This window comes from Devosia sp. (assembly GCF_030689745.1).
In the GTDB taxonomy this organism is placed as follows: domain Bacteria; phylum Pseudomonadota; class Alphaproteobacteria; order Rhizobiales; family Devosiaceae; genus Devosia; species Devosia alba.
In genome coordinates, this window is sequence record NZ_JAUYGL010000159.1 from 1 (window position 1) to 22,346 (window position 22,346).

21 protein-coding genes and 1 other RNA gene are annotated in these 22,346 nt (G+C 62.6%); 15 read left to right on the top strand and 7 right to left on the bottom strand.

Annotated elements, in window-relative coordinates:
- The first annotated feature begins 477 nt into the window (after nucleotides 1–477).
- From cpaB to Q8O80_RS14060, 8 genes are read left to right on the top strand one after another with little or no spacing between them, the layout of a single operon-like run.
- Nucleotides 478–1,272, top strand: a complete 795-nt coding sequence (cpaB, locus tag Q8O80_RS14025; protein WP_305580275.1) for a Flp pilus assembly protein CpaB — start codon at nucleotides 478–480, stop codon at nucleotides 1,270–1,272.
- A gap of 26 nt (nucleotides 1,273–1,298) precedes the next feature.
- Nucleotides 1,299–2,774: a type II and III secretion system protein family protein gene (locus tag Q8O80_RS14030; protein WP_305580277.1), complete on the top strand. Its 1,476-nt coding sequence runs from the start codon at nucleotides 1,299–1,301 to the stop codon at nucleotides 2,772–2,774.
- A gap of 39 nt (nucleotides 2,775–2,813) precedes the next feature.
- The gene (locus tag Q8O80_RS14035; RefSeq protein ID WP_305580279.1) at nucleotides 2,814–3,545 is read left to right on the top strand and encodes a CpaD family pilus assembly protein; all 732 of its coding nucleotides are present in this window, start codon (nucleotides 2,814–2,816) and stop codon (nucleotides 3,543–3,545) included.
- Entirely contained in the window at nucleotides 3,542–4,837 is a 1,296-nt protein-coding gene (locus tag Q8O80_RS14040) for a CpaE family protein (protein WP_305580281.1), read from the top strand. Before Q8O80_RS14035 ends, Q8O80_RS14040 begins: the two co-directional genes overlap by 4 nt.
- Before the next feature lie 11 nt (nucleotides 4,838–4,848).
- Nucleotides 4,849–6,342 carry a CpaF family protein gene (locus tag Q8O80_RS14045; protein ID WP_305580283.1) on the top strand — a complete coding sequence of 498 codons (1,494 nt, stop codon included), beginning with the start codon at nucleotides 4,849–4,851 and terminating at the stop codon, nucleotides 6,340–6,342.
- Nucleotides 6,339–7,325: a type II secretion system F family protein gene (locus Q8O80_RS14050; protein ID WP_305580285.1), complete on the top strand. Its 987-nt coding sequence runs from the start codon at nucleotides 6,339–6,341 to the stop codon at nucleotides 7,323–7,325. Before Q8O80_RS14045 ends, Q8O80_RS14050 begins: the two co-directional genes overlap by 4 nt.
- 24 nt (nucleotides 7,326–7,349) lie before the next feature.
- Nucleotides 7,350–8,318 (top strand): type II secretion system F family protein, encoded by a 969-nt coding sequence (locus tag Q8O80_RS14055; protein ID WP_305580287.1) that lies wholly within the window; start codon nucleotides 7,350–7,352, stop codon nucleotides 8,316–8,318.
- A 1-nt stretch (nucleotide 8,319) separates the two neighbouring features.
- Nucleotides 8,320–9,363 carry a lipopolysaccharide assembly protein LapB gene (locus tag Q8O80_RS14060; protein WP_305580289.1) on the top strand — a complete coding sequence of 348 codons (1,044 nt, stop codon included), beginning with the start codon at nucleotides 8,320–8,322 and terminating at the stop codon, nucleotides 9,361–9,363.
- Nucleotides 9,364–9,513: 150 nt separating this feature from the next.
- Here Q8O80_RS14060 and Q8O80_RS14065 read toward each other — a convergent pair whose 3' ends face one another.
- Nucleotides 9,514–9,792, bottom strand: coding sequence for an HU family DNA-binding protein (locus Q8O80_RS14065; RefSeq protein WP_305580291.1), 279 nt, complete (start codon nucleotides 9,790–9,792; stop codon nucleotides 9,514–9,516).
- A gap of 574 nt (nucleotides 9,793–10,366) precedes the next feature.
- Between Q8O80_RS14065 and Q8O80_RS21600 the strand changes: the two genes are divergently transcribed.
- The 4 genes from Q8O80_RS21600 (at nucleotide 10,367) to Q8O80_RS14080 (ending at nucleotide 12,543) form a co-directional block, all read left to right on the top strand.
- The gene (locus tag Q8O80_RS21600) at nucleotides 10,367–10,507 is read left to right on the top strand and encodes a type II toxin-antitoxin system HigB family toxin (RefSeq protein ID WP_371136210.1); all 141 of its coding nucleotides are present in this window, start codon (nucleotides 10,367–10,369) and stop codon (nucleotides 10,505–10,507) included.
- A 179-nt stretch (nucleotides 10,508–10,686) separates the two neighbouring features.
- Nucleotides 10,687–11,163 (top strand): type II toxin-antitoxin system HigA family antitoxin, encoded by a 477-nt coding sequence (locus Q8O80_RS14070; protein ID WP_305580293.1) that lies wholly within the window; start codon nucleotides 10,687–10,689, stop codon nucleotides 11,161–11,163.
- A 135-nt stretch (nucleotides 11,164–11,298) separates the two neighbouring features.
- Nucleotides 11,299–11,395, top strand: an RNA gene (gene ffs / locus Q8O80_RS14075) — signal recognition particle sRNA small type.
- A gap of 350 nt (nucleotides 11,396–11,745) precedes the next feature.
- Nucleotides 11,746–12,543 carry an SDR family oxidoreductase gene (locus Q8O80_RS14080; protein ID WP_305580295.1) on the top strand — a complete coding sequence of 266 codons (798 nt, stop codon included), beginning with the start codon at nucleotides 11,746–11,748 and terminating at the stop codon, nucleotides 12,541–12,543.
- A gap of 55 nt (nucleotides 12,544–12,598) precedes the next feature.
- Here the strand turns inward: Q8O80_RS14080 and Q8O80_RS14085 are convergent, their stop codons facing one another.
- The 3 genes from Q8O80_RS14085 to Q8O80_RS14095 all read right to left on the bottom strand — a co-directional run bounded on the left by Q8O80_RS14085 (nucleotide 12,599) and on the right by Q8O80_RS14095 (nucleotide 14,621).
- A complete protein-coding gene (locus Q8O80_RS14085; protein WP_305580297.1) occupies nucleotides 12,599–13,450 on the bottom strand; it encodes a DMT family transporter in 852 nt (283 codons plus the stop codon).
- Nucleotides 13,447–13,782, bottom strand: a complete 336-nt coding sequence (locus Q8O80_RS14090; RefSeq protein WP_305580299.1) for a tRNA-binding protein — start codon at nucleotides 13,780–13,782, stop codon at nucleotides 13,447–13,449. Before Q8O80_RS14090 ends, Q8O80_RS14085 begins: the two co-directional genes overlap by 4 nt.
- Nucleotides 13,783–13,868: 86 nt before the next feature.
- Nucleotides 13,869–14,621: an AraC family transcriptional regulator gene (locus Q8O80_RS14095; protein ID WP_305580301.1), complete on the bottom strand. Its 753-nt coding sequence runs from the start codon at nucleotides 14,619–14,621 to the stop codon at nucleotides 13,869–13,871.
- A gap of 144 nt (nucleotides 14,622–14,765) precedes the next feature.
- Between Q8O80_RS14095 and Q8O80_RS14100 the strand changes: the two genes are divergently transcribed.
- Complete coding sequence (locus tag Q8O80_RS14100; RefSeq protein WP_305580303.1) at nucleotides 14,766–15,590, top strand: UDP-2,3-diacylglucosamine diphosphatase; 825 nt, start codon at nucleotides 14,766–14,768, stop codon at nucleotides 15,588–15,590.
- On the top strand, nucleotides 15,587–16,624 hold the full coding sequence (locus Q8O80_RS14105) for a glycosyltransferase family 1 protein (RefSeq protein WP_305580305.1): 1,038 nt from the start codon (nucleotides 15,587–15,589) through the stop codon (nucleotides 16,622–16,624). Before Q8O80_RS14100 ends, Q8O80_RS14105 begins: the two co-directional genes overlap by 4 nt.
- 673 nt (nucleotides 16,625–17,297) lie before the next feature.
- Here Q8O80_RS14105 and Q8O80_RS14110 read toward each other — a convergent pair.
- The 3 genes from Q8O80_RS14110 to Q8O80_RS14120 form a co-directional block, all read right to left on the bottom strand.
- On the bottom strand, nucleotides 17,298–18,686 hold the full coding sequence (locus Q8O80_RS14110; protein ID WP_305580307.1) for an adenylate/guanylate cyclase domain-containing protein: 1,389 nt from the start codon (nucleotides 18,684–18,686) through the stop codon (nucleotides 17,298–17,300).
- Between the two features lie 192 nt (nucleotides 18,687–18,878).
- Nucleotides 18,879–19,196 carry an Mpo1-like protein gene (locus tag Q8O80_RS14115; RefSeq protein WP_305580309.1) on the bottom strand — a complete coding sequence of 106 codons (318 nt, stop codon included), beginning with the start codon at nucleotides 19,194–19,196 and terminating at the stop codon, nucleotides 18,879–18,881.
- Between the two features lie 342 nt (nucleotides 19,197–19,538).
- Entirely contained in the window at nucleotides 19,539–20,990 is a 1,452-nt protein-coding gene (locus Q8O80_RS14120) for a TrkH family potassium uptake protein (protein WP_305580311.1), read from the bottom strand.
- Between the two features lie 394 nt (nucleotides 20,991–21,384).
- Between Q8O80_RS14120 and Q8O80_RS14125 the strand changes: the two genes are divergently transcribed.
- Nucleotides 21,385–21,948, top strand: coding sequence for a nitroreductase family protein (locus tag Q8O80_RS14125; RefSeq protein WP_305580313.1), 564 nt, complete (start codon nucleotides 21,385–21,387; stop codon nucleotides 21,946–21,948).
- Nucleotides 21,949–22,346 lie beyond the last annotated feature (398 nt).

Here is a 22,346-nt window from a genome sequence, read left to right on the forward strand (position 1 = left end):
GGATGATTTTGCGCCGTGGCTAGGCGCATGTCGATCTGCGATGTGGTGCATCTCAGGAGACATGCAACGACGCCATGGCGCAAAAGAACCCGGCCTTCGGTGGGCCAAATCGGCCCACCGGCTGTGTTGCGTCGCTCGCGAGATGCCCCACATCGCGCGTCGCGCCGCGCCTTGCCGGATGAACCGATTTGACCCATCAAATTGATCCCATATGGTCGGAAACCGCTCTAGAGCGCTCGCCAGCCAAGTCGATTCAAGTGGCCGGCTGGGCAGTGCCGCTCGCGCCGCGCCTGCCAGCGACGCGCTGATATTCCGCCCTTAAACGCATCGATCTGGATCGGAAAAAGGTCCGGTCGCCAGCCCGAGAAGCCGAAATCTACAACTGGATACTGACCATTAACCATGGATTGACAATTGGCTGTTCATACTAGGCCGAACCGAAGTGACCCGTGGTGTTGACGATCGAGGATGGGCGTCATGAAAGTTGCACGTATCGCTGTCTTGGCTGTTGCACTCGGCGCCGCCGGCGCAGCCGCGATGCTGACCAATTCGATATTGCCCAACGGGCAGTTGGCGGAAGCTCCCGGGATCGGGCCGGATATGAGTACGCAACAGGTGCTGGTCGCCGCGCGCGACCTCAACCTGGGCAACCGCGTGAAAGCCGGGGACGTCCGCTGGCAGACCTGGCCGTCCGATGCGCTTGCGGAACAATTCATCACCGATGTCAAGAAGCCCGATGCCATGCAGGAGACCGTCGGAATGATCGCGCGTGCTCCGGTCACGCAAGGAGAGCCGATCAGCTTCGCCAAGCTGGTTCGGTCCGATCAGGGCGGCTTCATGTCGGCGATCCTGGACTCCGGAATGCGTGCGATCAGCATTCGGATATCGCCGGAAACCGGCGCCGGCGGATTCATTCTCCCCAATGACCGCGTCGACGTTATACTGACCAATGAACAGGCGCAGAGTGGGGGCGAGGGCGGCGCAAAATACAGCAGCGAAATGATCCTCACCAATGTGCGGGTCCTGGCCATTGACCAGACCGTCGCCGAGGAGGATGGGCGGCAGGTTGTTGTCGGCAAAACGGCAACACTCGAGCTTGCCCCTCAACAGGCCGAGCTTTTGGCCTTGGGCGAACGGCGCGGCGTGGTATCGTTGGCTTTGCGCAGCCTGGCCGACTCCGGCGAGGGGAATGACGACAAACAGTATCGTGGCAGCGGCAGCGTCAAGGTCGTCAAGTTCGGAGTGGCCACGCAAGTCACCACCTCGCGTTGATTTGTTACCAAGGGGGATGGAGAACTATGTTCCGCGAGAGGCCTTACATCGGTATGCGGGGCGAAAATCGGGCGAGAGCCGCGCAAGGGGCGACCCTAATCCTCCTGGTGCTGCTAGCCTTGGCCTTCGGTCCGTGGTTCTGCGCCAGCGCCAGCGCCGCTGATTCCGGCACCCGCTATCTGGAAATTCCCGCCGCCGCCGCCAACGAGGCCGCCGGTCCGCAGCTCGTCCGCCTGGGTCTGAACAAGTCTCTGGTGATCGACCTGCCGCGCCCTGCCAAGGATGTGCTGGTGTCGAACCCGAAAAAGGCCGACGCCGTCATGCGCACGCCGCGGCGCGCCTATGTCATCGGCATGGAGGTCGGCCAGACCAATATCTTCTTCTTCGACGAGGCGGGGGGGCAAATCGTCGCCCTGGACCTCATTGTCGAGCAGGATGTGGCCGCTCTCAACGCCATGTTCCGCAAGCTCATCCCGGACGCCAATATCAGCGTCGACGCGATCAACGAAAACGTCGTTCTCAGCGGCACCGCGCCGAGCCCGGCCGACGCCGGCCGCGCCGCCGACATTGCCGGCCGGTTCGCCGGCGATCCGGAGAAGGTCCTCAATATGATCAGCGTCGAGGGCAGCGATCAGGTCTATCTCAAGGTGACCGTCGGCGAGATTCAACGCAATGCCGCCAAGCAACTCGGGGTCGATTTCGATGCCGCGATCAACTCCGCCGGCGAAACCGCATTCCGGCTGATTACCGACAATCCGTTCAGCATCGCAGGCCAGGCGCTTTCTTCCACCTCGGCGAAGGCGACCTATACCCGCAACGACACGACCATCAGCGGCATCATCCGGATGATGGAGGAGAACGGCGTGCTGAGGACGCTTGCCGAGCCGACTCTGGCCGCCATCTCCGGCGAATCGGCAAGTTTCCTGGCCGGCGGCGAGTTCCCGGTCCCGGTCGCCAGCGACAATGGCGAAGTCAAGATCGAGTTCAAACAGTTCGGCGTCGCTCTTGCGTTTACCCCGGTGGTCCTGTCGGAGGGCCGGATCAGCCTGAGGGTCAAGACCGAGGTCAGCGAGACCTCCAACGAGAATGCCTTCCTGCTCGGCGTCGGGCCTACGGCCTTGACGATTCCCAGCCTCAAGGTGCGCCGCGCCGAGACCACGATCGAGCTTCCCAGCGGCGGCTCGCTGGTCATTGCCGGCCTCTTGCAGGAGAGCACCAAGCACAATCTCAGCGGTCTTCCGGGCGCCAAGGACATGCCGGTTCTGGGGGCTCTGTTCCGCAGCCGCGATTTCCAGAACGACGAGACCGAGATGGTGGTGATCGTGACGCCTTACACCGTCAACCCGGCAAACCGCCGCGATCTGGCGGTGCCCACCGACAACTTCAAGCCGGCGACCGACCGCAACGCCAATTTGATGGGACATCTGCACGAGCTCTACGGTGTTCGCGGCAGCGCGCCCGACGGCACCTACCAAGGCCGCTACGGTTTCATCATCAAGTGACTCTGTGAGCAAAGGATCCGTCTTATGGACAGGTTGGGCATGAACATGACAGCACCGCCCCGCGCGCCACGCCACAGAGCGGCGCGCCTAAGCTTGGCCTTCGGTCTCGTTGCGGCGACGGTCCTGACGGCGTGCCAGAACCCGTCGCCGGTCGCCTATCAGCCGCCGGCACTGTCGGTCGAGGAGCGCTATCCGATCGTCCTCAGGGAGGAGCCGGTGACGCTGGAGGTCCCGGTGGCACCGACTTCCCAGGCCATGACGGCAGGGCAGCGGGCTCAGATCGCCTCATTCATGCGCGCCTACCGCAAGAGCGGCGGCGGCTCCCTGGTCGTGCGCACGCCGAGCGGCACCGGCAACGAGGTCGCCGCACTGCGCGTGGTCGATGAGATCCGTTCGCTGGCAACCTATGCCGAGGTGCCCGCGGGCTCGGTCAAATATTATCCCTATAACGGCCGCAGGACCGGCTCGCCGCATCCGCCGGTGGTGCTCGCCTATAGCGGCGTTACCGCGCAGACGGCCGAGTGCGGCGATTGGAGCGTGAATGTCGCCGCCAACTACGAAAACAAGCCCTATTCGAACTATGGCTGCGCAAGCCAGCGCAATCTCGCCGCGATGGTCTCCAATCCGCGCGATCTGGAAACGCAGCGCGCCATGGATCCGGCGTCCGCCGAGCGGCGCCAGACCGTTCGCGGGAAATACATCCTGGGCGAGTCGACCGCGACCCGGACCGAAGACGAACAGAGCGGCACAGCAAGCACGGTTGGACAATGAGTGAAGTTGCATACGAGGTCGAGGACATCGAGTCCACCGAGACGGGCGAGGCGGCGGAGCCTTTTGTTGCGACGCTGCCACGCATTTCGATTCAAGCCTTCTGCGCCAGCGGCGATGTCGCCAACGCGATTCAGACAATGGCCAAGGATCGCCGGGTGGCACGCGCGCATGTGGGCGTTCAGACCACCGGGATCGACGGAGCCATCACTTATTTTGAGACCGCGCCGACGCCCAATCTGCTGTTGCTGGAGCTGACCGACGGAGCGGAATCGATGATCGGGGAGCTCGCGCGGCTCGCCGATGTATGCGATCCCGGCACCAAGGTCATGGTCGTTGGCCACGTCAACGACGTCTTGCTCTATCGCGAGCTCATCAGCCGCGGGGTCAGCGAATATCTCGTGGCCCCGATCACGCCGATGCAGGTCATTCAGGCGGTCGCGGGCTTGTACGCCGATCCCGAGGCCGAGCCGCTGGGGCGCATTCTCGCCTTCATCGGCGCCAAGGGCGGTGTCGGCTCTTCGACTGTCGCCCACAATACCGCGTGGGTGATCGCCAATGGCTTCGCCACCGACGCCATCATTGCCGATTTCGACCTGCCCTTCGGCACTGCGGCGCTCGACTTCAATCAGGATCCGACGATGAGCGTGGCCGACGCGGTCTACGCCCCCGAGCGGCTCGACGATGTGTTGCTGGAGCGCCTGCTGACCAAATGCACCGAGAATCTCAGCCTGTTCGCCGCACCCGGCAATCTGAACCGGGACTACGATCTCGATCCGAACGCCTATGACCGGATTCTCGACATCGTGCGCGCCGGCGTGCCGACGGTCGTTCTCGACCTGCCGCACCAGTGGAGCGGATGGGTCAAGAACATTCTGATGTCCGCAGACGAGATCGTGATAACGGCGGAGCCGGATCTGGCCAATCTGCGCAATGCCAAGAACCTGTTCGAGCTGATCAAGCAGGGGCGGCCGAACGACAAGCCGCCGCATGTCGTGGTCAACAAGGTCGGCATGCCGAAACGGCCGGAAATCTCGCCCAAGGATTTCGCCGAGGCCTTGCACGCAAGCCCTGCGGCGGTGATCGGCTTCGATCCGCAGTTGTTCGGAAGCGCCGCCAATAACGGCCAGATGATCCAGGAGATGGCAGCCAACGCGAAGCCCAACGAGGCATTCACGGAGATTGCCAAATTGCTGACGGGCCGGGTTGAGGCGCGCCGCAAGCGCGCGTCGATCCTGGCACCTCTGATGGGCAAGTTGACCGGCAAGCCCGGCAAAACCGGCAAGAAGAGCTGATCCAGGCGGATATGTTCGGAAGACGCGGAGCACCTGAAACGGTCGGCCCGCCGCAGGGTCCAGCGCCGGAGCAGCCGCCCGCCAGCGCGCCGGCGGAGGAGCAGGCACGCCAGAAGGCTTCCGATCCGCCGCCCAGGAACAGGAAGCCGGCCGCAAAAAAGGCCACGGCCACCCCGCCTCCCGCCACGGCGAGCAAGGAGGAGGCACCGGCCAGCACCGGCAAGTCCGAAGAATATTACGACATCAAGACGACGATCTTCTCGACCCTGATCGACACCATCGATCTGGCGCAGTTGGCCAAGCTCGACATGGAGAATGCGCGCGAGGAAATCCGCGACATCGTCAATGAGATCGTCTCGCTCAAGAACGTCGTCATGTCGATCGCCGAGCAGGAGGAGCTGCTTGAGGACATCTGCAACGACGTGCTCGGCTACGGGCCGCTGGAGCCGTTGCTGGCGCGCGACGAGATCGCCGACATCATGGTCAACGGCGCCGAGACCACCTATATCGAGGTCGACGGCAAGGTCCTACCGACGGCAGTCCGTTTCCGCGACAATTCGCAGCTGATGAATATTTGTCAGCGTATCGTCAGCCAGGTCGGCCGTCGCGTCGACGAGGCCAGCCCGATCTGCGACGCGCGGTTGCCCGACGGAAGCCGCGTCAACGTCATCGCGCCACCGCTGGCGATCGACGGACCGGTTCTGACCATCCGCAAGTTCAAGAGGGACAAGCTCACCCTCAAACAGTTGATCCAACTTGGCACGATCACCGACGAGGGAGCGAGAGTTCTCGCCATCATCGGCAAGGTCCGCTGCAACGTGATCATTTCCGGCGGCACCGGCTCGGGCAAGACTACGCTGCTCAACTGTTTGACGGCCCATATTCAGCCGGATGAGCGCATCATCACCTGCGAGGACTCCGCCGAGCTGCAACTGCAGCAGCCGCATGTGGTGCGCCTGGAAACCCGGCCGTCGAACATCGAGGGCCGCGGCGAGGTAAGCCAGCGCGAACTGGTGCGTAACAGCCTGCGCATGCGCCCGGATCGCATCGTCATCGGTGAGGTGCGTGGCGCCGAGGCGCTGGACATGCTCACCGCGATGAACACCGGCCACGACGGCTCGCTGACCACCATTCACGCCAATACCGCACGCGATGCCCTGGGCAGGGTCGAGAACATGGTGTCGATGACCGGCGCCACCTTCCCGATCAAGGCCCTGCGTCAGCAGATCGCTTCGGCCATCGATGTGGTGATCCAGCTCGAGCGTCAGGAGGATGGCAAGCGCCGTCTGATCAGCGTGCAGGAGATCAATGGCATGGAGGGCGAGATCATCACCATGACCGAGATATTCGCCTTCGTCCGCCGCGGCATGGGCGAGCATGGCGAGGTGCTCGGCGATTACCGGCCAACCGGCATGGTGCCGGCCTTCCGTGAGGTGATGAGCAAGCGCGGTATCGAGTTGCCGCTGACTATGTTCCGGCCTGAATGGATGGAGGGGCAATCATGAACCAGATTCCCGGCGAATTTATCCTGGCATTCCTCGGCATGGTCTTCACCGCGGTGTTCCTGCTCAGCCAGGGCCTGGTGGTGCCGGTGTTCGGCGAGGCGGGCAAGGTGCGCAAGCGCATCCGCGGCCGCCTGCATGTGCTGGAGCAGGCCAGCAACCTGCCGAATATGCAGACGGTGCTGCGGCAGAAATATTTGCGCCGCCTGTCGCCGCTGGAGGCCCGCCTCGAGCAACTACCGGCCATGGAGGCCCTGGCGCAGATGATCGATCAGTCCGGGCATGACTACCGCGCCTATCGGGTGTTGCTGCTCGGGCTGATTCTCGGCGTGGTGACGGGCATCGCGCTGTGGCTTTTCACCCAGGTCTGGTGGCTGGCGTTGCCGGCGGCCCTGGCAGTGTTCTGGTTGCCGATACTGAAAATCGCCAGCGACCGCGGCAAGCGCTTCGCCCAGTTCGAGGAAGACTTGCCGGATGCCCTGGATGCGATGTGCCGGGCCCTGCGTGCCGGCCATCCGTTCAACGAGACCCTGCAACTGGTGGCCGAGGAACACAAGGGGCCGGTGGCCCATGAGTTCGGCCTGACCTTCGCCGATATCAATTACGGCAACGACGTGCGCCGGGCCATGCTCGGCCTGCTCGAGCGCATGCCGAGCATGACGGTGATGATGCTGGTGACCTCGGTGCTGATCCACCGCGACACCGGCGGCAACCTGACCGAGGTGCTGGAGCGCTTGAGCAGCCTGATCCGTGGGCGCTTTCGCTTTCAGCGCAAGGTCAAGACCTTGTCGGCCGAAGGGCGCATGTCCGGCTGGATATTGGTGGCTGTGCCTTTCGTATTGTCGGCGGCGATCGTGCTCTCAAGCCCGACCTATTTGCCTTTGCTGCTCAAGGAGCCTATCGGGCAGAAGATGGTGATGGCGGCCTTTGTCGCCATGCTGCTGGGAATTTTCTGGATTCGTAAAATCATCCGTATCCAGTTTTAAGCACAGGCAGAGGAGGTATATGTCATGGACTATCTGCTGAGTTTGCTCAATCGCGTGGTGGGTAACGAGGAGCTGGCGCGGTTGTTGTTCGTCAGTGCAATTGGCTTGAGCGCGGTATTGGCCGTGGTCACCCTGGCAATGCTGGTGTTGGGCTTGCGCGACCCGCTGCAGCGGCGCCTGACCCTGATCAAGCGCGGGCATGGCGGCGTGGCGGTTGGCCAGGAGCCACCGAGCAATCTGCAATTGATGCTGGAACAGGTGGGCCAGCGCTTCAATACCGGCGAGGAGGGACAGGAGTCGGCCGCTCGCACCCTGCTCACCCATGCCGGTTATCGCTCGCCTGCGGCGGTACAGATCTACTGGGCTGTGCGCCTGCTGGCGCCGCTGGTACTGGTCGGCCTTAGCCTGCTGGCAATGCCGCTGATCCCCAAGATGTCGCTGGGCATTGGAATTATATTGGTGCTTGCGGCAGTCGCTGCTGGTTGGCTGGTACCGGCCATCTATGTCGACAAGCGCAAGCAGGCGCGTATGCGCCGACTGTTGATCGCCTTCCCCGATGCTTTGGACCTGATGGTGGTCTGCGTCGAGTCGGGGCTGGCCTTGCCCCAGGCGATCGAGCGGGTGGCCGATGAAATGTCGGTCAGTCAGCCGGAACTGGCCCTGGAGCTGGCCCTGGTCAATGCCGAGATCCGTGCCGGCGTCCCCAGCACTGAGGCGCTCAAGCACCTGGCCGAGCGCACCGGGCTGGAAGATATTCGCGGCCTGGTCAGCTTGCTGGCGCAGAGCATTCGCTTCGGCACCAGCGTGGCCGACACCCTGCGCATCTATGCCGAGGAATTCCGCGATCGGCGCACCCAGGCCGCCGAGGAACAAGCGGCGAAAATCGGCACCAAGCTGGTATTCCCACTAATCTTGTGCCTGTGGCCGAGTTTTTTCCTGGTGGCCATCGGACCCGCACTCATTGGGGTACTCAAAGTCTTCGGGAAGGTATGAGATGAAAAGGATCAGTCTGCTGTTGGCCATGACGGCCGTGCTGTCAGGATGTCAGACCATGGGCCCGGAGCCGGTGCTCGAAACCCGCTCGGTGTATAGCGGCGACAATACGTTGCTGCACAAGGTGCGCAAACAGGCCAACTCGGCCGACCAGGCCATGCAGATGGGCGCGATGGCCTACCAGGCCGGCGACTCGGATCAGTCGCTGTATCAGTATCTGCGCGCTATCGAACTGGAGCCGGAACGCTACGAGGCGATGGTCTGGATCGGGCGTATCCACCGCGAGCGCGGTAATACTGAACTCGCCGAGATGGCCTTCGGTGAGGTACTGGCGAACCAACCGGACAACCTCGATGCCCTGACAGAGATGGGCATGCTGCACCTGGCCCAGCGTAATCACGCGGCCGCGCAGAAGCTGCTGTTCAAGGCGGTGGCGCTGGACCAACAGCGCCTAGGTAACGACCAGGGCGATGATCTGCCGGAGGAGGCTGCTCTCGGGGTGGACGGCCTCAAGGTGGACAGCAAATCACCGCTGAAGGTCTACAACGCCCTTGGCGTACTCGCCGACTTGAACAATGACTTCCCGTTGTCCGAGGCTTATTACCGCTTGGCCATGCAGATCGAACCGCGCTCGGTGCTGGTGCAGAACAGCCTGGGCTATTCCTACTACATGGCCGGCCAATGGCCCGAAGCCGAGCGCACCTACCAGCGCGGCATCGGCTACGACTCCAGCTACAAGCCGCTATGGCGCAACTACGGCTTGCTGCTGGCTCGCATGGAGCGCTACGAGGAGGCGCTTTCCGCCTTCGAACAGATCGGCAATCGTGCCCAGGCCAGCAACGACGTCGGTTACATCTGCCTGGTGGAAGGCAAGCTGGATGTCGCCGAGCAGTTCTTCCGCAGCGCGATCGAACAATCCCCCGCGCATTACGACATGGCCTGGGACAACCTCAACCGGGTCCAGCAATTACGGCGGATTCGCCAAATGGGCGGCAACCCCAACTCGACAGCCGCCCTCCCGCCGCAAGAGGCGACGGTGCAGTAGTGAAGTAGGGTGGGCCTGAATGCGGGGCAGACGGGCTTTTGTGGGAGGGGCTTTAGCCGCGAAGCTTCTACGGGTGCATCGAAAGCTTTCGCGGCTAAAGCCCCCCCACACGTACTGCTGTCGTTAGCTGGGGCGCTTCAACAGCGTCGATCAGTTGATCGCGTCGGTCAGGGCTTTGGCCGGGACGTACTTGACTACTTTCTTCGCTGCGATTTCGATTGCCTTGCCGGTTTGCGGGTTGCGTCCGGTGCGGGCTGGGCGATCGCTGATCTTCAACTTGCCGATGCCGGGCAGGGTGATTTCGCTACCGTTTTCCAGGGCATCGCTGACGATTTCGCTGAGTTGTTCGAGTGCTGCACGCACGATGGTCTTGGGTGCGTCGATGGCTTCGGCGATGTCGCTGATCAGTTGGTCTTTGGTCATGGCCATGTTGTTGCTCCTTGGAATGAGAGGGCGGCGCTGGAAATGCCTCGCGCAGAGTACTGCGATTTTGTACTGCTGACATTGTCTCAGCGCAGATTTTGGCTACTCGAGCTCCATTGTGACTCGCCGCTAGCGTGGAAATTCCATGCCGCCGATGGGTATCGCTACGCTCAGCCGTCCTACAAAAACCGGCGCAGACCAAACCGTAGGATGGTGTTGAGCGCAGCGATACCCATCGCAACCGAACGCCAGCCCACACAAGGGTCAAGGTTGGCATGGCTGCTGGTGGGCGAGCGACATAGGAGCGGTCGCCCCGACTTCGACAGCCGCGCTGTCGCGCAGCAAACTGGGTGCTCAAGGATCAAGACCGTAGGATGGGTTAGGCGCCTGCAAATTGACCTGCTGCCAGCAGAACAAACGCGCCGTAACCCATCATCGATATTCGCCATGCCAACGGGTACAGGCATAAACTGCCCGATGGGTATCGCTGCGCTCAACGCCATCCTACGGTTACTGGTTCCTACAAGACTTCGTGAATATTTAAATTTCTACATATAAAACAATTGGTTATTTAATTTTTATAAGAGGCAATGAGATCCGCATGATAGCGGCCATCGACTTTGCCAAGCAGCGGGTTTACGTGAAACACATTTTCAACCACAGCGAGTACGACAAGGCCAACAAGTGGTACCGCAATCCGAAGAACACTGAGAGGTTGTGAAAAAACTCCCGCCTACTGCGACCGCCTCCAAACGCCCGCTGCTGACGTTGCGCTACGTGAAAAGCAGGGTCATTTAGCTCACTAAACTCCCCTACTTTTCACGTAGCGCGCCTTGCCGCGAACGCCTGGAGACGGTCTCGCTACGGCGCTCGATATTTTCACAGCCTCTGAGTCATGCCATGAGTGCTGCAGTAGCCGTACGCATTGAGCAGAGTGCCATCCATGACCTGGCTGAGCAGTTGAAAGAAATCCAGCGCTCGCTGGAGCGTGTGGACGGTACGCTCATCCAAGAGATCGGCAACGAGGTCGAGTACGACAAAGCATTGGCCCTGCTCGACGAACTGACCGACTCTGCAGACGACAGCCAAACCAGCCAGCGCTTGCTGGACATGCTGTGCGCCTCGATCAAACGTTATGAGGACAGCGCGCCGCAATTTGCCGAGTTCAACGAAAAGGTCGAAGCCATCACCGGCGTGGAATTGCTCAGATTCCTCATGAAGCAGAACGGGCTTACCGGGGCCGACCTGCCCGAAATCGGCGACAAAACTGTCGTGTCGCGCACGCTCAATGGCAAGCGCACCCTGAGCAGCAGCAATATTCAGGCTCTTGCTCGGCGCTTCCATCTGAACCCGGGGGCCTTCTACCCAATCGCCTGATCACAGGCGTGGGCGGACCTACGCGCCCCGACCTACGCGGCCCGATCCATTCATGTGCTTGAAGCTGTTGTAAGTTCAAGACAAGCCGGTACAATGGCCCCGCTCGCTGCAAGGCGGGTAGCGTTATGGTGGCCCTGCCGGTCCCCCCGCAACGATTAACCGTGAACCCGGTCAGGCCTGGAAGGGAGCAGCCGCAGCGGTGACATTGTGTGCCGGGGTGTGGCTGGTGGGGTCGCCTCCATCTTTAAACCCGTTCGGGTTGTCTGTAAATCCTGTCTGTTTACCCAAAGCCTTTAGCGAGCCGCTGAGAAATTCAGCTCCGCACTGATCTGCCGGCTGGTGATCCGTCGATCGCCGATGGGTATCGCTGCGCTCAATCCTACGCGGCCCGCCACATCCTACAAAAGCCCCGATCGCGCTTCGTGCATTGCGTGATCACCTGTGCCGGGTGGCAGTGGCGGCAGTTTGCCTTGGTCATTCAGCTGCATGATGGTGCGTGGGGTTGAATATGTCCTTGGCTACACTGGGCCTTGTCTTCTCTTTCACCGCACAAAACAAGGCGACTTCCATATGCAAAATCGCATGATGATTACCGGCGCAGGTTCGGGGTTGGGTCGTGAAATCGCCCTGCGTTGGGCCCGCGATGGCTGGCGTCTGGCGCTCGCCGATGTCAACGAGGCGGGGCTCGGCGAAACCCTGGAGTTGGTCCGCGCAGCCGGTGGTGATGGTTTCATCCAGCGTTGCGACGTGCGCGATTACAGTCAGTTAACCGCTCTGGCGCAGGCCTGCGAGGCAAAGTTCGGCGGCATCGATGTGATCGTCAATAACGCCGGCGTGGCCTCGGGCGGTTTTTTCGACGAGCTGTCGCTGGAAGATTGGGATTGGCAGATCGCGATCAACCTTATGGGCGTGGTCAAGGGCTGCAAGGCGTTCTTGCCCTTGCTCGAGCGCAGCAAGGGCAAGATCGTCAACATCGCGTCGATGGCGGCCCTGATGCAAGGCCCGGCGATGAGCAACTACAACGTGGCCAAGGCCGGTGTGGTGGCGCTGTCGGAAAGCCTGCTGATCGAATTGAAGCAGCAGGAAATCGGCGTGCATGTGGTTTGCCCGTCGTTCTTCCAGACCAACCTGCTCGACTCCTTCCGTGGCCCGACGCCGGCGATGAAGGCTCAGGTCGGCAAACTGCTGGAAAGCTCGCCGATCAGCGCCGCGGATATCGCCGACTACATCTATGCCGAGATGGCCAAAGACGAGTTCATGATTCTGCCCCACGAGCAGGGCCGCATGGCCTGGGCGTTGAAGCAGAAGAACCCGCAGCTGCTGTATGACGAAATGATCAGCATGGCCGACCGGATGCGCGCCAAGGGCAAGCCGGCGTAATCCATGTTGAGGTGTGGCCTGGCTGGCGTGGGTTTCCCCCTCGCCAGCCGGCTGCTCAGCGCGCCATGCGCGCCGAGAAGAAAATCGCCAGAACGATCAGCGTGCCGCCGAGGAGCATGCGCAGGGTCGGTATCTCGTTGAACAGCCACCAGGCGAAGGCGATGCCGTAGACCGGCTCCAGGGCGAAGATCACTGCGGCGCTACGTGCCTTGATCACGCGCAGGCTGGCGACGAACAGGCTGTGCGCCAAGCCGGTACAAAACACCCCGAGCAGGGCCAGCCAGAACCAGTCGAGCAGCGCCAGACTGGGCAGCAGGGGCCAGGCGAAAGGCAGGAAGCACAGCAGCACCGTGAGGTTCTGGCAGAGCGCCGCCTGCACCGGGTCCAGGCCGCGAGTACTGGCGCGGTTGAGCAGTGACAGCAGGGCGAACAGCAAGCCCGACAATATGGCCCAGAGCAGCCCGACGGTGGCCTGGTTGCCAAGATCGAAATTCGGCGTGACCAGGATCAATCCCAGACAGACCAAGGCGACCATGGCGAATTCGCTGGGCCGCGTGCGCTCGCGAAACAGCAGGCCTTCCAGCAGTACGGTAAATGCCGGGAAGCTGGCGAAACCGAGGGTGGCGATGGCCACGCCGGAAACCGTCACCGCCTCGAAGAAGGTCAGCCAATGGCTGCCGAGCAACAAGCCGCCGAGTGCCAGCATGGCCAGCTGCCGCGCGCTGGGGCGTTGGCTGTGCTCCTGGCTGAGGAGGCGGGCGAACAGGGCCAGCGCGACGACGGCGAAAATTGCCCGGCCGCCGACGATGGCCATGGGCACGGTATTCGCCAGCTTGCCAAAAATTCCCGACAGGCCGAACAGCAGGGCGCCCAGGTGAATCGCCAGCAATGCCTTGCGCTCGGTCATGCCAGGCGCGCGCCATTGGGCAGCGGTTTGTCGAAGCTGGCCAAGACCACCTTGTCGTTTGCGTCATACACACCGGTGACCAGCACCTCGGAGCGGATACCGGCGATGCGCTTGGGGGCGAAATTACACACGCAGAGCACCTGGCGGCCAAGCAGTTCGGCGCATGGGTAGTGCTCGGTGAGTTGCGCGCTGGAGGTTTTCACCCCGATTTCACCGAGGTCGACCCGCAGTACGTAGGCCGGCTTGCGGGCTTTGTCGTTCGGCTCGGCGGACAGCACAGTGCCCACGCGCAATTCCACCCGTTGAAAGTCTTCCCATTCGATCTGCTGCATAGCGCTTCCCCGGCTAGCTGATGGTGCATGCAGTCTAGGGAGAGAAGCGCGCCCTGTCTGTCGCGGGAGTCGCGGCCTTTGTCGCGTTACTCGTGGCGCTGGCGCAGCGTGCGCGGAGTGCAGCCGAACTGGCGCAATAGCGCCGCGGTAAAGGCACTTTGCGAACTGTAGCCGACCCGCGCAGCGATCTCGCCGACCGCCAGCTGGCTGGTGCACAGCAGCTGGCGACCCAGCTGCAGGCGCCGGCTGCGCACGTAGGCCATGGGCGTCTGTCCGGTCTCGTCGAGAAAGCGCGCATGAAAACGCGCCGCCGACAAACCGGCCAGCCGCGCCAGATCACCAACCTGCAGCGGGTAGGCGGCATGCCGGTCGATATGCGCGTCCAGGGCGGCCAGCGGCAAGCCTGGCAGACCCGGCAGCTCGACGCGTTCGCTCGCCAGGCAGGCGAGCAACAGCGCTGCGCCTTGCCGGGCGATCACCGGGTCATCGATCGGGCTGGCCGCCAGCCAACTGACCAGCTGGCTTTGCGCGGGGTTGAGGCTCAGGGCGCCGGGGCGCTCGAGCAGGCGACGGCTGGCATCGGCATGTATGCCCAGGTGCTGTTGCAGCCACTGCTCGGAGGGTACGTCGAGCACCAGGCACTGGCTGCCGCTGCTGCTGCCACAGGCGTGTTGCGCAGCCGCCGGCACCACGGCGAGGGTCTGGCGGATCACCTGACTGCCCAGCCCGGCCACCTCGAAGTCCAGCTGGCCACTCAGGCCGAAGACCAGCTGCGCATGGGCATGGTTGTGGTTGAGCAGTTCATGGCTGTAGTGACGCAAAGAGAGCGGCGACGGCATGGCAAGGTCCTCGTGACAGGCGGCCAGTTTAGCAGGCCGTTGCGCCTGCTCGTGGCGGGTCGCTGTCATTGAACTGCCATGGAGTTGTCACAGTCGTTTCACCGCCGGCGCGCACGCTCGTAAAAACCCAGCCGGAGGCCGCCCATGACCAGCGCCCAGCTCGCCAAGCCGAGTCGCAAGCAACGAGTCCGCACCCTGTGGATTTCCGATGTCCACCTGGGCACCCGGGATTGCCAGGCCGAGCACCTGGCGGCGTTCCTCAAGCGCTACCAGACCGACCGTATTTACCTGGTGGGCGACATCATCGACGGCTGGAGGCTGCGCAGCGGCATCTACTGGCCGCAAGCGCACAGCAACGTGATCCGCCGTCTGCTGACCATGAGCAAGCGCGGCACCGAGGTGATCTATGTCACCGGCAATCACGACGAGTTCCTGCGCCGTTATTCGTCGCTGATGCTGGGCAATATCCAGTTGGTCGACGAGGCCGAGCACATCACCGCCGACGGCCGTCGGCTGCTGGTGATCCACGGCGACCAGTTCGATGTGATCACCCGTTACCACCGCTGGCTGGCCTTTCTCGGCGACTCGGCCTACGAGCTCACCCTGACCCTCAATCGCTGGCTCAATCACTGGCGCAGTCGATACGGTTACGGTTATTGGTCGCTGTCGGCCTACCTCAAGCACAAGGTCAAGGGCGCGGTGAACTTCATCAGTGACTTCGAGCAAGCGATCGTCCACGAATGCGTCAAGCGCGGCTTCAATGGCGTGGTCTGCGGGCATATTCATCACGCCGAGATCCGCCCGATGGGCGAGGTGGAGTACATGAACTGTGGCGACTGGGTCGAGTCCTGCAGCGCCTTGATCGAACACCTGGATGGCCGCATCGAGCTGTATCGGCTGGCCGACGACCAGGCGCGGCAAGCCCTGGCGTTGGCCGAGCAACTGGCGGCTGTCGAGTCGGCGGCATGAGGATACTGATCGTCTCGGATGCCTGGCTGCCCCAGGTCAACGGTGTGGTCACCAGTTTGCAGGCCCTGGTCGGTGAACTGGGCGAGCTGGGCCATGAGGTCAAACTGCTGTCGCCGCAGGACTTTCGCAGCTGGCCGTGCCCGACCTACCCGGAGATTCCGCTGGCGTGGGACCTCTGGCGGGTCGGCACGGCGATCCGCGAGTTTCAGCCCGACTGCGTCCATCTGGCCACCGAAGGGCCGCTCGGTTGGGGCGCCAGACGCTGGCTGGACAAGCGCAGCCTGGCGTTTTCCAGCGCCATTCATACGCGCTTTCCCGAGTACATCCATGGCCGTTGGCCGTGGTTGCCACTGCGCTGGGGCTATGCCTACCTGCGCGCCTTCCATCGCCCGAGCCAGGCGGTGCTGGTGACCACCGAACGGCTGCGTGCGGAGTTTGCCGGCTGGGGCCTGCAGCGTCTGCTGCTGTGGCGCAAGGGCGTCGATACGCGCTTGTTTCAGCCGCAGGTGCCGCGGCTTGGGGCGTGCAAACCGGTGTTCTTGTGTGTCGGGCGGATCGCCGCGGAAAAGAACCTGGAGGCCTTTCTCGAACTCGACCTACCCGGCGAGAAGCGGGTGGTCGGCGACGGCCCGCTGCGTGAAGCCTTGCAGGCGCGTTATCCGCAGGTGAAATTTCTCGGCTATCGGCATGGCGCAGAGCTGGCCGAAGCCTATCGTCAGGCCAGCGTACTGGTGTTTCCCTCGCGCACCGATACCTATGGCCTGGTGATGCTCGAGGCGCTGGCCTGCGGCACGCCTGTGGCGGCCTTCCCGGTGCCCGGCCCGCTGGATGTGCTGGAGGCGGGCGTCACCGGGGTGATGGACGAGGATTTGCGCGCGGCCTGTCTGGCGGCACTGGAGCTGAACCGCACGCGCTGCGCCGAGTTGGCGGCGCAACAATCCTGGCGGGTCTCGGCGCTGGAGTTCCTGGCCCGTCAGCCCTTGCTCGACGGCGAACCGTGCCTGGGCCAGGAGCCGGCCGCGGAGAGTTTGTAGGGGCGGGCGGGGGCAAACACCAATGTCACAAGCGAATAGCGTTCAGCGCTCCGTGTCATTCGCCAGGGTGCCTGCCGGTGATACCGCTGACGTAGACCCCATCTTTATGCATAAAGCCTGCGATCCGTAGGGTGTCACTCGCCGCAGGCAGTGCACCATGGTTAATCGGTGCGAAGCAAAGCTGGCGGGCTGTCGCTTCGCTCCGAGGCCGCCCTACGGTCCGAACGGAACGCCGCCCGGGCCGCCCTACGAACTGGGCGCGGACCCATTACCTCGAGCAAGCCACGATCCGTAGGGTGTCACTCGCCGCAGGCAGTGCACCATGGGTTGCTCGGTGCGAAGCAAAGCTGGCGGGCTGTCGCTGCGCTCCGAGGCCGCCCTACCTCCGAACGGAACGCCGCCCGGGGCGCTCTACGATCCGAGGAGATCACCAGATCCAGGGAAGCCCGCGATCCGTAGGGTGTCACTCGCCGCAGGCAGTGCACCATGGTTGATCGGTGCGACGAAAAATGGCGGGCTGTCGCTGCGCTCCGAGGCCGCCCTACCTCCGAACGGAACGCCGCCCGGGGCGCCCTACCCGCAGGCAGTGCACCGTGGATCACCGGTACTACAAATAATCGCGACGGCGCTCGATATTTTCACAATCGCTGAGCACCGGCCAACCCGGCCGCCCCTACATGATCACCTTGTCGCGCAATTTCTCGGCGGCCTGCTGCAGCGCCTGGATCACCCGTTGCTTGTCGAAGTTCTGGATGCCGTTGGTGTCCAGGTACATGGAGAAGCCGGGCAATTCATGCTCGACATAGCTGGAGGTGGCGCCCAGGTCGCGGCGGAAGTCCACCACCTGGTAGATCTGTACCGGGCGGGTGAAGCCCTTGACGTTGATCTGGCCCTTGTCGCGGCACATGATCATGTCCTTGACCAGCGAGTAGGTCTCGTGGGAGATGAGGATATCGCCGGCTTCGGCGGCGCTTTCCAGGCGGCTGGCGAGGTTCACGTCGCGGCCGATGATGGTGTAGTCCATGCGTGTGTCGGCGCCGAAGTTGCCCACCGTGCAGTAGCCGGTGTTCAGGCCCATGCGGATTTCCAGCGGCTTGGTGATGCCTTGGGCGCGCCATTGCTGGCGCAGCACTTTCATGTGTTTGCGCATGGCCACGGCCATCGATACCGCGGCCATGGCGTCTTGCTTGGCGCCTTTGCTGGCTGGGTCGCCGAAGAACACCATGACGCTGTCGCCGATGAATTTGTCGATGGTGCCGCCGTATTTCAGGCAGATCTTCGACATTTCGTTGAGGTAGCTGTTGAGCAGGTCGGTCAGGGCCTCGGCTTCCAGTTCCTCGGACAGCTCGGTGAAGCCCTTGATGTCGGAGAAAAATACCGTGAGTTTCTTGCGCTGGGTCTCCAGGCGCACGCTCTTCTTGCCGGTGAAGATCGACTCCCATACCTGCGGTGACAGGTACTTGGCCAGGTTGCGTGCCAGGCGGGCGGCTTTTTCCTGCTCGCGCTTGATTTCGCAGCGCACCTGGTCCAGACGCAAGCCCTGCTGGTGCACGAAATAAGCGGTGATGCAGATGTACAGGGTGCTGAAGGCGATGCTCACCAGGGCAACCAGGGCCGGGGTGTCGGGGTTGAATTTCAGCTCGGTCAGCGCCGCGTTGAGTAGCGTGCTGCTGATCGCGACCAGCATGGCCAGGGCCAGGTAACGCAAACCACCGACCACCATCGAGCTGAAGGCCAGGATCAGCAGGCACATCAGGCTGGGTACCACCGAGAAGCTGAGCAGGACGAGCGCCGCGCCGCAGTGCAGGGCGTCGATGAACAGCAGGGTCAGGGTGGCGGTTCGCGGATGATCACGCTTGAAGCGCTGGCTCAAGTGGTAGGCCAGGTGCGGATAGAGCAGGGCGTAGGGCACGACCCAGAGAATGTCGTAGCCGAAATGCTGGGTGTAGGTGCCGGCAGCGATGCTTGCGGCCACGGCGATATAGGCCAGTATGCGCGAGTAATATTCGCGTAACGGTGGCGCCGGCAGTGCGTGGAGCCGGTTCTGGGTAGTGGCATTCATGCTGTGGAAACGATCCCTGCTGATTAACCGACGTCTCTGCTGGACGTCTAACTAGCGCTGCGAGCGCTGAACCAGGATTGCGACAGAGCAGGGATCATAACCACGCGAGGCGACGCGAGCCAAGCGCCACTGCTCAACGGTGTGATGTTGCCGTCCAGTGGGTGGCGTCGGCGCAGCCTGAGCGCGGGTGGATTAGAATTTGATACGCCCGGTAAAGGCATCCTTGAGCATTACCCAGTCACCCATGAAGCTGTACAGCGGGTATTGAAAGGTGGCCGGGCGGTTCTTTTCGAAGACCAAGTGGCCGACCCAGGCACAGCCATAGCCGGCGAAGGGGATGGCCAGCAGCCACCGCCACTGTTGCGTGGCCAGGGCGTAGGCGAGAATGCCCAGCACCAGCAGGCTGCCGACATAGTGCAGGCGGCGGCAGATCGGGTTGCTGTGTTCTTGCAGGTAATAGGGATAGAACTCGGCGAAGCTGGTGTAGCGATCGCTGGTGTGCGTAGCCATGGCGTGCCTCCTGGTCGTCTGCTGGCCGCACCGAGGGAATCAGCGGCTGTGGCGTGTTGGCAGTCTAGGCGCGCAGTCCCGTTGGGCCAGTGACATTAAGTGCCAATTTAGTATCCATGCGCGCGGCCAGTATCTGCGCCGCCTCCGGGGCGGATGTTGTCATTACCCGCGAAAAGCCGTTCCGCACGTGCTCCCGCCCCGGCATCCGCCGGCCGCAGACCCGCGCGATCATCGTCCAGTCTTTGTGCCCCATCTGTTTTGCCACCTACATGGGGTGCTCTCCGGCCGAGAGCATCATCGAGGCGGAGGCGTGGCGAGTCTGGTCAGTCGGTGAAATGCCGCTCAATGACGCCAGAAGGCGCGAGTGATCAGCACCAGGACGGTCAGGATTTCCAGGCGACCCAGCAGCATGCCCAGCGATAGCAGCCATTTGGCGGCATCCGGCAGGCTGGCGAAGTTGCCGGCCGGGCCGATGATCGGGCCCAGGCCGGGGCCCACGTTGCACACCGCGGTGGCGGCGCCGGTCAGTGCGGTCATCCAGTCCAGGCCGAGCAGCGTCAATCCCAGGGCGATGGCGCCGATGGTGACAGTGAAAAAGAACGAGAAGGTCAGAATCGAGCGGACGATTTCTTCATCGAGGTTGTGTCCGTTGTACTGCTGCTTGATCACCGCGCGCGGGTGAACGAGCTGGGTGAGGCCACTGCGCAACAGAGTGTAGGCCACCTGGAAACGAAATATTTTCAGCCCGCCCGAGGTCGATCCGGAACATCCGCCTACGAAGGTCAGGTAGAAAAACATCATGACCGCGAAATCGCCCCAAAGGCTGTAATCGCCCAGGGCGTAACCGGTGGTGGTCACCACGGAAACGACGTTCAAGGTGACGATGCGCAAGGCATCGGAGTAGTTGTGGTCGGAGTGCAGCCAGAGCCAGACGCTGAACATCAGGCAGGTGACCAACAGCATGCCGAGAAAGCCGCGTACCTGCTCATCCTTGACCAGCGCCTGGCGATTGCCGCGGATGGTGGCGACAAAGAGGGTGAAGGGCAGACTGCCCAACAGCATCAAGACGATTGCCACCCAGTGTGAGGCAGGGCCGAAGTTGGCCATGGAGTTGTCGGAGGTGGAATAGCCACCGGTGGCGACCGAGGTCATCGAATGGTTGATCGCATCGAACCAGCTCATGCCTGCTAGCCAGTAGGCGAAGGTGCCGAGCAGGGTAAAGCCGATAAAGATGGAGATGATGTATTTGGCGGCCATATGCGAACGCGGCATGACTTTCTCGCCCCAGTCCGAGGACTCAGTCTGGAACAGGCGCATGCCACCGACCCGCAGCAACGGCAGGATCGCCACGGCCATGCCGATAAAGCCGATGCCGCCGAGCCATTGCAGCATCGAACGCCAGATCAGCAAGCCCGGCGAGGCGCTATCCAGTCCGGACAACACGGTCGAGCCGGTGGTGGTGATGCCGGACATGGTCTCGAAGAAGGCATCGGTGTAGCTGATGTGGTGAATCAGCGTCATCGGCAGGGCGGCGAATATGCACACGATCACCCAGCTGGCGGTGGTCAGCATGTACATATCGCGCGGCCGTAATTGAACATCTTTCGGGCGCCCCTGGGCCACCATGGCCAGCCCGGCGACAAAGGTGATCATGCTCGACCAGAGAAAGGCATTGAGCTCGTAGGATCTGTCGAAGATCAGCAGGGTGAGCATCGGCACGACCATGCTGATGGCCAGGGTAATCAGGAAAATGCCGTTGATGAACGCGATGATTCGTAGGGTCGGCAAGGCCATGCAGGGGGCTCGGATTGAGGGCGGCAAAGGGCGCCATTGTACTCGCGCGACCGGGGCTGTAAACCAGCGCGCAGTGTGGCATCTGCCTCGTGTATTTTCGTGCGTCATTCTTCCGGGGTGAACTCCAGTCGGCCGGTGCTGGCGTGCCGGATGAGCATGTGGCGCTGATCACGGCGCAAGGGGTAGCCTGATCCCTGAGAGCTTGTGAAAAAACTCTCGCCTACTGCGACCGCCTTGCCGCGAACGCCTGAAAACGGTCTCGCTACGGCCTTCGATTTTTTCACACCCTCTGAGCGTTCTGTTGCAACGATCTCGCGGCCGAACTGCAGGTTTTTTCCAACGGCTTGGCGCCACGCTCTAGAATTCCCGCTTAATTTTGTTCAAGAGGTGGCCGATGGATGCTCTCGATGCTCTGCTCAATCGTGTTTCAGTGCCGCGTTTGCGCGAGCCTGCACCGGATGCCGGGCAGCGCGAACTGTTGTTTCGCGCTGCATTGCGTGCACCGGATCACGGACAGTTGAGGCCGTGGCGCTTTCTCACGATCGAGGGAGCTGCGCGTGAGCAGTTGGGTGAGTTGTTCGCCCAGGCCATGGCGGCCGGCACTGGTGACGTCAGCGAGGAGGCCTTGGCCAAGGCGCGTGCCATGCCGCTGCGGGCGCCTTTGCTGGTGGTAGTGATCGCACGAGTAAAGGCCCATGCCAAAGTGCCGGCGCAGGAGCAGGTGATCGCCGCGGGTTGTGCTAGCCATGCCATTCTGCTCGCCGCCCATGCCCAGGGCGTTGGCGCGGTCTGGCGTACCGGTGAGCTGGCCTACAACGCTCAGGTGGCGACGGGGCTTGGCTTGGCCAGTGACGAACAAATCCTCGCCTTCCTCTACCTGGGAACCGCCGAACGCGAATTGCGCAAACCCGCGCCGTTGACTGTCGCCGATTTCGTCAGCGCCTGGCCGGGCGCGTAACGGGGGATTCGCAGGGGGGAGGGCGCAGGCTTATCGGCGCTGCATAAAAGCTGGCGGGTTGTCGCTACGCTCCGAGGCCGCCCTACGAACTGGGCCCCGACCCATTACCTCGAGCAAGCTGCGATCCGTAGACACTCGCCGAAGGCAGTGCACCATTGGTTCGTCGGTGCGGCACAAAAGCTGGCGGGTTGTCGCTGCGCTCCGAGGCCGCCCTACGAACTGGGCCCTGACCCATTACCTCGAGCAAGCTGCGATCCATAGGGTGTCACTCGCCGAAGGCAGTGCACCATTGGTTCGTCGGTGCGGCACAAAAGCTGGCGGGCTGTCGCTCCGCTCCGAGGCCGCCCTACGAACTGGGCCCCGACCCATTACCTCGAGCAAGCTGCGATCCGTAGGGT